This is a genomic window from Gelidimonas diazotrophica (assembly GCF_055694025.1).
In genome coordinates this window covers 2,199,090-2,211,026 of sequence record NZ_CM146349.1, presented here as the reverse complement: position 1 = coordinate 2,211,026, position 11,937 = coordinate 2,199,090, and the positions used below count along the sequence as shown (strand labels likewise).

Annotated in this window: 12 protein-coding genes; 10 read left to right on the top strand and 2 right to left on the bottom strand. The window is 49.9% G+C overall.

Going from position 1 to position 11,937, the window contains the following annotated elements; translation table 11 throughout:
• Positions 1-30: 30 nt before the first annotated feature.
• The 10 genes from KGFNPO_RS10275 to motD all read left to right on the top strand — a co-directional run bounded on the left by KGFNPO_RS10275 (position 31) and on the right by motD (position 11,047).
• Positions 31-1,107: a protein-glutamate methylesterase/protein-glutamine glutaminase gene (locus KGFNPO_RS10275; protein WP_472631201.1), complete on the top strand. Its 1,077-nt coding sequence runs from the start codon at positions 31-33 to the stop codon at positions 1,105-1,107.
• Positions 1,108-1,215: 108 nt separating this feature from the next.
• Complete coding sequence (gene cheY / locus KGFNPO_RS10270) at positions 1,216-1,614, top strand: chemotaxis response regulator CheY (protein WP_472631200.1); 399 nt, start codon at positions 1,216-1,218, stop codon at positions 1,612-1,614.
• A gap of 250 nt (positions 1,615-1,864) precedes the next feature.
• The gene (locus KGFNPO_RS10265) at positions 1,865-3,076 is read left to right on the top strand and encodes an EAL and HDOD domain-containing protein (protein WP_472631199.1); all 1,212 of its coding nucleotides are present in this window, start codon (positions 1,865-1,867) and stop codon (positions 3,074-3,076) included.
• 259 nt (positions 3,077-3,335) lie between these two features.
• Complete coding sequence (flhB, locus tag KGFNPO_RS10260) at positions 3,336-4,478, top strand: flagellar biosynthesis protein FlhB (protein ID WP_472631198.1); 1,143 nt, start codon at positions 3,336-3,338, stop codon at positions 4,476-4,478.
• Positions 4,479-4,502: 24 nt separating this feature from the next.
• Entirely contained in the window at positions 4,503-6,584 is a 2,082-nt protein-coding gene (flhA, locus tag KGFNPO_RS10255) for a flagellar biosynthesis protein FlhA (RefSeq protein WP_472631197.1), read from the top strand.
• Complete coding sequence (gene flhF / locus KGFNPO_RS10250) at positions 6,581-7,876, top strand: flagellar biosynthesis protein FlhF (RefSeq protein ID WP_472631196.1); 1,296 nt, start codon at positions 6,581-6,583, stop codon at positions 7,874-7,876. The genes flhA and flhF overlap by 4 nt, the downstream gene beginning before the upstream one ends.
• Positions 7,869-8,717 carry a MinD/ParA family ATP-binding protein gene (locus tag KGFNPO_RS10245; RefSeq protein WP_472631195.1) on the top strand — a complete coding sequence of 283 codons (849 nt, stop codon included), beginning with the start codon at positions 7,869-7,871 and terminating at the stop codon, positions 8,715-8,717. Before flhF ends, KGFNPO_RS10245 begins: the two co-directional genes overlap by 8 nt.
• Before the next feature lie 2 nt (positions 8,718-8,719).
• Entirely contained in the window at positions 8,720-9,451 is a 732-nt protein-coding gene (locus KGFNPO_RS10240) for an RNA polymerase sigma factor FliA (RefSeq protein ID WP_472631194.1), read from the top strand.
• Positions 9,433-10,173, top strand: coding sequence for a flagellar motor protein (locus KGFNPO_RS10235; protein ID WP_472631193.1), 741 nt, complete (start codon positions 9,433-9,435; stop codon positions 10,171-10,173). Before KGFNPO_RS10240 ends, KGFNPO_RS10235 begins: the two co-directional genes overlap by 19 nt.
• Before the next feature lie 106 nt (positions 10,174-10,279).
• The gene (motD, locus tag KGFNPO_RS10230) at positions 10,280-11,047 is read left to right on the top strand and encodes a flagellar motor protein MotD (protein WP_472631192.1); all 768 of its coding nucleotides are present in this window, start codon (positions 10,280-10,282) and stop codon (positions 11,045-11,047) included.
• A gap of 111 nt (positions 11,048-11,158) precedes the next feature.
• Here motD and KGFNPO_RS10225 read toward each other — a convergent pair whose 3' ends face one another.
• Both KGFNPO_RS10225 and flgM read right to left on the bottom strand, forming a co-directional pair.
• Positions 11,159-11,620, bottom strand: coding sequence for a flagella synthesis protein FlgN (locus KGFNPO_RS10225; RefSeq protein WP_472631191.1), 462 nt, complete (start codon positions 11,618-11,620; stop codon positions 11,159-11,161).
• Position 11,621: 1 nt separating this feature from the next.
• The gene (gene flgM / locus KGFNPO_RS10220) at positions 11,622-11,921 is read right to left on the bottom strand and encodes a flagellar biosynthesis anti-sigma factor FlgM (RefSeq protein WP_472631190.1); all 300 of its coding nucleotides are present in this window, start codon (positions 11,919-11,921) and stop codon (positions 11,622-11,624) included.
• Positions 11,922-11,937: the final 16 nt, after the last annotated feature.

Genomic DNA, 11,937 nt, shown 5'->3' with positions numbered 1-11,937 from the left:
ACTGCGGTGCTGAGCATGGGAAGCATTTTTATGAAAATCAAAGTTCTGATTGTGGATGATTCAGCCTTAATTCGCAGTGTCATGCGCGAAATTGTCAGCAGCCAATCAGACATGGAAGTCGTTGGCGTTGCGCCAGATCCGATTGTGGCGCGAGATATGATCAAGAAAATAAATCCGGATGTACTTACGCTGGATGTCGAGATGCCAAAAATGGATGGTCTTGATTTCCTTGAAAAACTGATGCGCTTGCGGCCCATGCCGGTGATCATGGTTTCGTCCCTAACTGAACGCGGTTCGGAGATTACTATGCGTGCGCTGGAGCTGGGCGCGGTGGATTTTGTCACCAAGCCAAAGTTATCGATTCAAAGCGGCATGCTTGAGTACACCAACCTGATTGCAGACAAAATTCGCATTGCATCCCGTGCCAGAATCAAGTCCCATTCAATTGCTGCAAATGACTCCGCCAAGTTGACGGATGTACCGTTGCCTCTGATCCGTAATCCGCTGATCAGTAGCGAGAAACTCATTATCATTGGCGCTTCCACCGGAGGCACAGAGGCAATCAAGAGTTTTCTCATGCAGATGCCGTCAGACTGTCCGGGAATTTTGATCACACAGCATATGCCGGAAGGTTTTACGCGATCGTTTGCGCAGCGTCTTGATGGGCTGTGCAAGATTTCCGTCAAGGAGGCTGAAGGTGGTGAACGGGTTCTTCCCGGACATGCTTATATTGCACCTGGACACTCGCACTTGCTACTCATGCGCAGCGGTGCGAACTACGTAACTCAGCTTGATCAGGGTCCTGCGGTGAATCGTCATCGACCCTCGGTTGATGTATTGTTCCAGTCGGCAGCAAATTGCGCAGGTAAAAATGCGATGGGCGTGATTCTTACCGGAATGGGAAAGGATGGTGCAGCAGGGATGCTAGAAATGCGCAAGGCGGGTGCGTACAATTTTGCCCAGGACGAAGCCAGTTGCGTCGTCTTTGGCATGCCGCGCGAAGCTATCGCCATCGGCGCCGTGCATGAAGTCGCACCTTTAGGCGAATTGCCGCGTAAAGTTCTGGAACTCTTGAATGCGTCAGGCAATCGCGCACTTAGGGTATGAGCCAACACACGCGTTGTGTTGCTGGCTCAAAGCTGCTGAGACAAAGTTGTTGATACAAGCTTATTAATGAATTGGTAATCTGTTTTTGTAAAATGAATGGGGCGATATATGGCTGGTCCAAATACGAAATTTTTGGTCGTCGACGATTTTTCAACAATGCGGCGCATTATCCGCAATCTGCTTAAAGAACTTGGATACACCAACGTCGATGAGGCAGAGGATGGCGTCATGGGACTATCCAAACTGCGCAATGAGCAGTTCGACTTTGTAGTGTCGGACTGGAACATGCCGAATATGGATGGACTTGAGATGCTGAAAAACATCCGGGCTGATCCTGCATTATCCAAGTTGCCGGTTCTAATGGTCACAGCAGAAGCCAAAAAGGAAAATATCATCGCAGCAGCGCAGGCTGGAGCAAGTGGTTACGTGGTAAAACCATTCACTGCGGCAACACTTGATGAGAAGCTTAGCAAAATCTTTGAAAAACTTGAAAAAGCTGGGTCCTGATTGTTGTGAGTCACTTCTTGCAATGCAAGAATATATTATTTTTATACGGAGTATTACCTAAAAAATAGGCTTTCGCGCTTGTTATATATGTCGATCTTAAAATACATATATAAGTATATATTTTTGAAAGGCGGGAAGGATGTTGCTCAGCTGGAATCTGGCGAGACGGCATGCGGAGGATGTGGCGGGTGGTCTCTTCATATCGGTTTTTAAACAATAATTTCAAGAACGAGACACACGCAAACACACTATGCCTGACGAAAATTTCATCATCCGTGACCCGTTGCTTGATTCAAAACACAATGTAATCGGTTATGCGTTGAGTTGGGCTACTCGGCATCCAGAAAGCTATTTATCTGAAGAGCGCCATGCTACCTACATTGCTGAAATGGGCGATGCGTTTAATAACACGGAAGACGGCTGGTTGCTGGCGGACAGTTTGATATTCCTGGATGTGCCGCCAGGCGCATTGTCACTGGATGCGTTATCGCTGCTACCGCCCAAAAATACGGTTTTTGTCGTAACTGTTGCCGATTTGCGTGACCAGAATACTTTGGCGAAGATTGTCGCTTTGCGTGAACGCGGGTTTGGAGTCTCGCTACGCGACGCCAATTTGGTGCTGCACGATAAATCACTTCTGAATCATTTGACGTATGTTGAAATAGACTTCTCGTCCGCTGATTTTACAACGCAGGCCAGAGTGTATGGCGCACTTAAGCAGTCCGGCATTCGTATGTTGGCACGACAAGTTACCGACTGGCAGGCTTTTGATGTTTGTGCGTCGTTGGGTCTGGATGCATTTGTGGGCAAGTTGCATTTAACACCGCGATCAATTTCTCAAAATAAGGGATTGAATCCTTCCCAAACCGTTATTTTGCGATTAATGCAAATGGTCAGGGCAAATACGGACATACAACAATTGGAAGACGTTTTGAGGCGCGATGCAGCTATTACCTATAAATTGCTGCGTTATATCAATTCAGCCGGATTGGGGCAGCGACGGGAAATTCAGTCATTGAAACAAGCGCTGCAGTTACTTGGTTATAACCCTTTGTACCGTTGGCTTTCATTGCTACTGGCCACGTCGACGACGAATGGCTTCTCTCCGGTTTTGTTGGAGGCTGCCTTGGTTCGGGGGCGCCTGGCCGAAATATTGGGGCAAAAAATACTTGCAAAAAACGATGCAGAGAATCTTTTTGTGGTTGGCATGTTTTCTCTTCTGGACCGTTTGCTGGGGATATCGATGGATGAGGTTTTAGCCAAAATCCAGGTATCCGAAGCCATATCAGATGCTCTTTTGTCACGTACCGGCGTGTACGGGCCGTTTCTGGCGCTGGCTGAAGCATGTGAGCTCAATGCCAACCTGGTTGCAGCTTTGGCATCCCCTTATCATTTCAGTGCTACAGATATTAATCATGCTCATTTGTCTGCTCTGGCCTGGGTCAAAAATTTACCGACCTGATGATCACAGGAATATGGTGGGATGACGGTGGGACGCAGATATCCATTGATTAGTTTAAAAAAGCGTACAAAGTACGCTTTTTTAATTGGGACTGGATATCGCAGTCATATTGCAGCCAGTGCTGCTTGGTGGCCAATAGCATACTGCGAACTAGGCGTGGATTTAGCGTTTATTCCATTGATGCAACTTGATACTTTACATTAACATTGTAGTGTATCTTGATGTCATGTTTTTTTGTTGGAGTGGGTAGGGAGTAGCGGTGGCTGAAGATAGTGATATGGAGAAGACCGAGCCTGCCTCGCAACGGCGGCTTGAAAAGGCAAGGGAAGAGGGTGATGTTCCTCGTTCCAGGGAGCTTGCTACCTGCCTGCTTCTGTTGACTGCCGGTTTTATTTTTCTGTTTGCCGGCGATGGCTTGATCCGTAGTTTGAGAGGTGTTCTAGTTTCAGGCTTGGCGTTTGATAGGGCACAGGTTTTCGACGCCGACGTTCTTCTGAACCGCTTAGGGGGCAATATTGTTGAAGTCATGACGGTGTTCTTACCCTTCGGAGTAATTCTGATGGTAGTAGCGATAGCATCGCCATTATTGCTGGGTGGCTGGTTATTCAGCGCCAAATCATTGCAGCCCAATTTTGGTCGCATGAATCCAATAAAGGGATTGACTAATATGGTTTCCACCAAGGCACTGGTGGAACTGGGCAAGGCGGTTGGTAAAACGCTATTGGTCGGCATCGTGGCATGGATCGTTATTTGGCGTGAAAAAGATGCAGTGCTGGCGCTCGCTCTGGAACCCATGCGTACCAGCGGGGCGCATCTCGGGTCCATATTGAGCACAAGTTTTATTGCTATTGCCTGCGCACTTCTTTTGATTGTTCTGATCGATGTGCCGTATCAGATCTGGCAGTACGCAAACAAATTAAAAATGACACGGCAGGAAGTCATTCAGGAATCCAAGGAATCCGATGGTAATCCGCAAATCAAAGCGAAAATACGTGCCCAGCAGCGTGAAATGGCACGCCGGAGGATGATGTCCGAGGTGCCTAATGCAGATGTGATCGTGACAAATCCAACTCACTTTGCGGTAGCCCTTAAATATGCGGAAGCGGGAATGCGGGCACCTAAAGTGGTGGCCAAGGGTGCGGGTGCCGTAGCTGCAAAAATTCGTGAATTAGCCAGCGAAAATGACGTTCCGCTATTGGCCGCGCCTGCATTAGCACGTGCGCTTTATAAACACGCTGAATTGGGTGACGAGATTCCTGAGGCACTCTATACTGCGGTGGCCGAAGTATTGGCCTATGTATTCCAGTTGCGCGCCTATCGTCAGCAGGGGGGAGTTTGCCCCGTAGCGCCTGATAATCTGGATGTTCCGTTTGAATTAGATCCTAAAAATGCAATGTCTTGAGTGACGAACGCGCAAACCTGATTAATGAATAGCATTAAATTTCCCGCTTGGTTCAGTGCCGAAAATAGCAAGGCATTGGCAGCACCCCTTATTATCATCATGATATTGGCGATGATGGTATTGCCTTTGCCGGCCATCATTCTTGATATTTTATTCAGCTTCAATATTGCACTTGCAATCATTATTCTGCTGACCAGCCTGTACACGGTAAAACCATTGGATTTCATGGCTTTTCCAACGGTTCTGCTGGTTAGTACCATGTTGCGGTTATCGCTGAATGTTGCCTCGACCAGGGTAGTGTTAACCGAAGGACATACCGGGCCGGACGCTGCCGGCAAAGTTATCGAGGCATTTGGACATTTTCTGATCGGTGGTAATTACACGGTCGGGATTGTCGTTTTTATTATTCTTACCATTATCAATTTCACAGTGGTGACAAAAGGCGCCGGCCGGATAGCTGAGGTCGGTGCACGCTTTGCATTGGATGCCATGCCCGGCAAGCAGATGGCCATCGATGCGGACTTGAATGCAGGACTTATCGCTGAGCAGGAAGCCCGACGTCGTCGCACGGAAGTTGCACAAGAGGCTGAGTTTTATGGCGCGATGGATGGTGCCAGCAAGTATGTGAGAGGCGACGCGGTGGCGGGCATCATAGTGACCATTATTAATATAGTAGGTGGCTTGGTGGTAGGTATGGTCCAGCATGACTTGGGTTTTGCTGTGGCATTGAAAAATTACACACTGCTGGCAATCGGTGATGGCCTTGTGGCGCAGATTCCTTCACTGATTATTTCAACTGCTGCCGGTGTGGTGGTGTCGCGGGTTGCCAGTGATCAGGATATCGGCGGGCAACTGGTTACCCAGCTTTTTGCAAAACCACGCGTGCTTTATATTACAGCCGCGATCATCGGTGGCATGGGCCTGATCCCGGGCATGCCGCACTTTTCATTTCTTTTACTGGCTCTGGCGTTAGGCGGCATTGCTTATGCTGGAACGCATATGGCTAAAAAAGAAGCTGCTGCACCAGAGCCTGCGGCAATTGCTGCGCCAGTGGAGTCCGAGGAGGCAACCTGGCAGGATATCGTTCCAGTTGACACCCTTGGGCTGGAGGTTGGATATCGCCTGATTCCGCTGGTCGACAAAGGGCAGGGCGGCGAACTGCTGCGCCGCATAAAAGGTATTCGTAAAAAATTCGCGCAGGAGGTAGGCTTTCTTGCGCCGCCGGTGCATATCCGGGACAACCTCGAATTAAAACCTTCGGTTTATCGCATTACACTTAAAGGCGTTGAAATCGGCACCGGCGAGGCACTTACAGGCCAGTACCTGGCGATCAATCCTGGTATGGCGACAGGCAATTTACCAGGGCCGATTACCAGTGACCCCGCCTTCGGTTTGCCAGCCACCTGGATCGAGGCATCGTTTCGCGAGCAGGCTCAGACCATGGGATACACCGTGGTTGATGCTGGAACGGTGGTGGCCACCCATATCAATCATTTGATCACGCTGCATGCGGCTGAATTGCTGGGGCGCCAGGAAGTGCAACAATTAATCGACTATCTGGGCAAGAATTCACCTAAGCTGGTGGAGGATCTGATACCGAAGCAGTTGCCACTGTCGACGTTGCAGAAAGTCTTGCAAAATTTGCTGGCCGAAGGTGTGCATATACGTGACATGCAAACTATTATCGAAACCTTGGCTGAACATGCGGCACGCACTCAGGACCCGAACGAATTGTCTGCGCTGGTTCGCATTGCTCTTGGCCGTGCGATAGTGCAGCAAATTTTTCCGGCAACTAGCGAATTGTCGGTCATCGCGCTCGACAGTAAGTTGGAGCGCCTACTGATGCAAGCTTTGCAGGCAAGCGGCCCGGAAGGTGCTGGCATAGAACCCGGATTGGCCGATACCCTGGTAATGCAGGCGGAGCAGGCGACGCGGCATCAGGAACAGATGGGTTTGGCGCCGGTGCTGTTGGTACCGGCACCATTGCGTGCCTTGCTTTCTCGTTTTTTGCGGCGTGCGCTTCCGCAGATCAAGGTACTGTCCCATGCAGAATTACCCGATTCAAAAACTATTAAAGTTACCAGCCTGGTTGGAGGCCAAGTATGAATGTTCATAAATTTACCGGGGCTACCTCGCGCGACGCTTTGAGGCGAGTTCGCGATATGCTCGGCCCGGACGCAGTCATACTTTCTAATCGTCCAATTGATGGTGGGGTCGAGATTATGGCATTGGCGCATGATGATATTTCTTCCATCGATTCCAGACAGTCCGAGAACAGGGAGCGTCAGCAGAACAAACCCATCTCTGAGCTGCCGATCAAACCCCCGATTGCAACGCAGACTCCTATCGAGCCGGAACATCTTTCTGGTCTGGCTGATGCACTTGAGATGGTGCGTGAAATGTCGCTTGCCAAAGATGCTGCTGCCCACGAGCATCTGGAAGTGATGAGCGAAATTCGTTCAATGCGCGGTATGCTGGAAACCCAATTGGCAGAAATATCCTGGGGGACGCTACAAAAGCGCGAACCTGTCAAATCGGTGATATTGCGAGAATTGCTGGCCGCTGGTTTCAGCGCCAGCCTCGCACGTTATCTGACCGAAAAATCCCCAACTACAGTTAAGCCCGAAGCGGGGGTTCAATGGGTCAAATCGATCTTGGCCCGCAACATCACGAGCATGACTAATGAAAACGAAATTCTTGAAAAAGGCGGAGTGTATGCATTAGTCGGCCCTACAGGGGTTGGAAAAACAACCACTACGGCTAAACTTGCAGCGCGTTGTGTCATGCGACACGGGACTGGGACGCTCGCCCTCATTACCACTGACGGCTATCGTATCGGCGGCCATGAACAACTCCGTATTTACGGCAAAATTCTTGGCGTGATAGTGCATTCTGTGCGGGATGAGGCAGATTTGCGCATTGCTTTAAAAGAACTGAAAAGCAAGCATACCGTGCTGATTGATACTGTCGGTGTCAGTCAGCGCGATCAAATGGTGGCGGAGCAGGTGGCCATGCTTTCCGGTGCTGATGCCGATGTGAAACGTTTGCTGTGCCTCAATGCGACCTCTACCGGCGAAACTTTGAATGAAGTTATTCGCGCCTACAAGGGGGGCGGACTGGCCGGTTGCATCATTACCAAGCTTGATGAGGCAGCAACCATAGGCAGCGTACTGGATGCAGTCATTCGGCAGAAGTTGAATCTGTATTATGTTTCAAATGGGCAGCGCGTACCGGAAGACCTGCATATGGCCAATCCGTTGTATCTGGTCGATCGCGCTTTCAAATTGAAACGTGAAACTGCCCATTTTCAGTTTCAGGATGCCGAACTGCCTTTTGTCGTAGCGCATGCCTCCCGTGCGTTGAACGACAAGACCCTGCGTGAGGTGAACCTTGGCTAACTTCAGTTCCGATCAGGCAGAGGGTCTGCGGCGCATGCTGGCAGGGCCAAAACCGCGCATCATCACCTTTTTGTCGGCTACGGATAGGGAAGACAAGAGCGCAATGCTGGTAAATCTGGGTGCATCATTAGTTGGCGCCGGCAGCGGCGTATTGTTGCTCGACGCTTGTATTGAATCGACAGGGATCGGGTCCTGGTTGGGGCTGCCCAATGGCGTTACCTTGCTTGATGCGGCACGAAAAAAGTGTGACGTTGCAGAAATTGTCAGGCCCATGGCGCAAGGCTTCGGATTGGCCAGACTGGCTAGTGAGCGCTTCTATTGCGGCAAATATGATCCTGATGAAGTCAGCAATGTTGCCAATACTTTTGATACATTGGTTGCACAATCCGATGTCGTCGTCGTGGATGGAGAACTGGATGTAGAAGACATGTTTCCTATGCCAGCAATGGCATCCAGTGAGATCGTGGTACAAGTTTCGACTAATCCAACTTCCATCATGATGGCCTATGGCCTGATTAAGCGATTAAGCTCCCGGCTGGGGCGGCGATCATTCAGTGTTTTGGTTACCGGCGCATCAGAAAAAGAAGCCAAAGTTATTTACGGCAATATGGCGCAAGCCGCCAGCCGTTATTTGGCCATTCAACTAAATTCAATGGGGTCGGTGCCGGCGGATGAGCATCTTAGTCGTGCCACGCGTCTCGGTCGTTCGGTCGTTGATGCCTATCCGCTTGCAGGCGCTTCGGTTGCATTCAGGCGGCTGGCCGGTCGTTTCGTTATTTCAGCCCCTGACCATCAAAGATCGCGCACCACTTCAACTTGTGGCGCGACTCTCGGAACTTGAATATGTACACCATTCAAGGGAAAACCGATAGAAATCACCTTCTTGCGCAACATGCGCCCCTGGTGAAGCGACTAGCACACCATCTGAAAGCAAGGTTGCCACCCAGTGTGGAGGTGGATGATCTGGTCCAGGCGGGGATGATCGGTCTGCTGGATGCAATTGGCCGTTACGAAGCAAGTCATGGCGCGCAATTCGAGACTTATGCTGTGCAACGGATACGCGGCGCAATGCTCGATGAGTTGCGCAGCAGCGACTGGTTGCCGCGCAGTTTGCGCCAGAATATGCGGAAGATAGAAGCGGCAATGAGTGAACTGCAGCAAAGACTCGGCCATGCGCCTACTGAATCGGAGGTTGCCCGTCAACTGCAGCTTCCACTGGCTGAATATCAGAAAATGTTGGGCGAAGGCGCAGGCCACCAGCTTATTTATTATGAAGACTTTCATGATAAGGAAAATAGCGAGCATTTTCTTGATCGCCATTGCTCCGGTGATTCCAGCGACCCCTTAAAAAATCTGCTTGACGATGATTTTCGTGAGGCAGTCATTGCTGCGATTGAAAAACTCCCTGAAAGAGAAAGATTATTGATGGGGTTGTATTACGAACAGGAATTGAATATGAAAGAAATTGGGGCAGTAATGGGCGTTTCCGAATCTCGTGTGTGCCAACTGCACAGTCAGGCCGTTGCCAGATTAAGGTCAACACTTAAAGATGCGACATGGACTGGGGTAGTCTAGCCGGTGTATTACTGGCATTTTCCGGAATTATATTTGGACAAATGCTGGAGGGTGGACGTCTCGATGCGCTGCTACAGCCTGCTGCATTTGTGATTGTCTTCATCGGTACGCTAGGGGCTGTTCTGCTGCAAACGCGGCTGTCAAGTTTCTTACGTGGCGTTCAAATGGTCAGGCTTGTTTTCTTTCCGCCACTGGATGACCGACAGGCAATGGCGCGAGATATATATACCTGGAGCGTCACGGCACGGCGTGAGGGCTTTCTGAAGCTTGAGCCTTATATGGATGCAGCTACTGATGCTTTCGTGGTAAAGGGTTTGCGACTGGTTATAGATGGTTTCGAACCCGGCAAAATACGCGAAATTCTGGAATGTGATGTTTCAGCTTACGAGATGCGCGAACGTCAGGCAATCAAAATCTGGGAAGCCGCGGGAGGGTATTCACCCACAATCGGAATTCTGGGAGCAGTTCTGGGGCTGATTCATGTGATGGAAAACCTCTCGGACCCGGCCAAGCTGGGCGGCGGAATCGCCGTGGCTTTTGTCGCAACTATTTACGGTGTAGGCCTCGCTAATCTGGTTTTTTTACCGATCGGCCATAAGCTCAAGACCATTGCAGGGTTTGAAGTGCGCCGCCGTGAAATGTTGATAGACGTTTTTTCGGATATAGCCACCGGCGACAATGCAAGGGTTATCGAGGAACGGGTCGAAGGATACTTGAAATAAGCCGATGCATTCAGGGGCCTAGTGTGTAGCGAAAGGAAACGGCGTTCTTCCAATATTCCTTTCTTTATGCCCGGCGATGCAAGCATAGAGATGCGTCAAAAATAATATGGCTCGAAAAAAGTACGAGGAGGAGGCAGAAAATCACGATCGCTGGCTGATCTCGTATGCAGATTTCATCACGCTGCTGTTTGCACTTTTTGTGGTGCTGTATGCGGTATCTTCTATCAACGAGGGAAAATATCGTGTGCTTTCCAATGCACTGGGCAATGCTTTCGGACGCGTGTCCGTGATGCCTGGCATTGTTGTGGAACCACCGGCAGCATTGCCAATTCCAAGCCGCCTTACCAACCCAAAAACACGGCGCAGTGAAGCCATACGCCATGAGCGTGAGCAGATGACATCGATGGCGCGTGATATCTTGAAAGTGCTTTCACCCCTTATTCAAGAGGGCAAGGTGCGCGTTACACAAACCAGTCTTGGGGTTAGCGTGGAAATAAATGCCAGTGTTTTATTTCCCAGCGCCGATGCCAAACTGACAGAGGAATCGGGACAAGCCTTGAAAGCGGTCGCAACTGTTCTTAAAGACGATACGCATGTCATACAGGTTGAAGGACATACCGATAATTTGCCTATCGGTAACTTTATATTCCCTTCAAATTGGGAACTCTCCGCAGTACGTGCCAGTAGCGTTGTCAGGCTATTTATTGAAAATGGCATTGTCGAGACGCGCCTGACCGCAGTGGGTTACGGACCGACAAGACCAATAGCGGAGAATAATACGGCGGAAGGGCGATCAAAGAACCGGCGGGTTGCTGTCACCATCCTGTCGGCCATTCCGGACCCGATTACTGAAGTTCCGGTCGACGGCAAATAATCGGAATTCACATGCAATAAATATCTGCTTCATATTGCGCAGGAAGTTAGTTCGATGTGTCGCCTTCGCATCTCCATGCCGTTGTCAAATCCAGCAGTGAGCAGTGATGTTTTAACCAATAATCAGCTTGCGTGTTGGCGGCTTTACCGTCGATTTGCCATTCGGCCCATAAAAATTGCCGCCAGTTGGAACACCTTGCAAGGCATTCAGTGCATTCTGGTTATAAGTTGCATGTTGGTTGATGAGTTTGCCATTGATCCGATTTAATTCTTCGGCCGATTTGGCAAGAGACAAGAGTTCTTGCCAGAGCGCGCGCGCCATATTGTCGCTGGTTTGCGCGATCCATTGTTCCATGCCGTTTTGTTCCAGCGAGAATCCGGCCGCTGTCAGTGCGAGTTGACGATGATTTGCCAGTTCAGCCATCTTGGCGACGATGGCGGCTTTCTCGGCTATTAGAGCGGGTAATTCTTCAATATTTGCAGCAATTAATGCGTCCTGCTCTTTTTGAAGCAAGCGTATCAGACTGGAAACTGCGGCATGTTCATCATGCAAGGTGGAGGTGGGGCTCGTCATCTCATTGCTTGCCGGCGGTTAGCAAATCGCTGACTTCCTTAATGAGTCCATCTGCGACTTTATCAGCACTGACTTCAAAACGGCCGCTTGTAATAGCCAGTTTTATTTCCTCAACCTTTTTAGCGTCAAACACGCTACTGCTGGCTAGTTGACCCTCCAGCGCGTGAAGTTGCGAAGACAGATGCACACTGTCGGACGCTGTTTTTGTGACATTTCCCGCATCAATATTCTTATCCGAGCGACTGACGATTTGGTTCGAACCCAGTCCGGTATTTTTTTTGACTGTGTCATCAATTTTCACGATATTACCCTTGTAT

Coding starts and splice junctions, on each gene's coding strand:
- KGFNPO_RS10275 (WP_472631201.1), top strand. CDS start 31: ATGAAAATCAAAGTTCTGATTGTGGATGATTCAGCCTTAATTCGCAGT.
- cheY (WP_472631200.1), top strand. CDS start 1,216: ATGGCTGGTCCAAATACGAAATTTTTGGTCGTCGACGATTTTTCAACA.
- KGFNPO_RS10265 (WP_472631199.1), top strand. CDS start 1,865: ATGCCTGACGAAAATTTCATCATCCGTGACCCGTTGCTTGATTCAAAA.
- flhA (WP_472631197.1), top strand. CDS start 4,503: ATGAATAGCATTAAATTTCCCGCTTGGTTCAGTGCCGAAAATAGCAAG.
- flhF (WP_472631196.1), top strand. CDS start 6,581: ATGAATGTTCATAAATTTACCGGGGCTACCTCGCGCGACGCTTTGAGG.
- KGFNPO_RS10240 (WP_472631194.1), top strand. CDS start 8,720: ATGTACACCATTCAAGGGAAAACCGATAGAAATCACCTTCTTGCGCAA.
- KGFNPO_RS10235 (WP_472631193.1), top strand. CDS start 9,433: ATGGACTGGGGTAGTCTAGCCGGTGTATTACTGGCATTTTCCGGAATT.
- motD (WP_472631192.1), top strand. CDS start 10,280: ATGGCTCGAAAAAAGTACGAGGAGGAGGCAGAAAATCACGATCGCTGG.
- KGFNPO_RS10225 (WP_472631191.1), bottom strand. CDS start 11,620: ATGACGAGCCCCACCTCCACCTTGCATGATGAACATGCCGCAGTTTCC.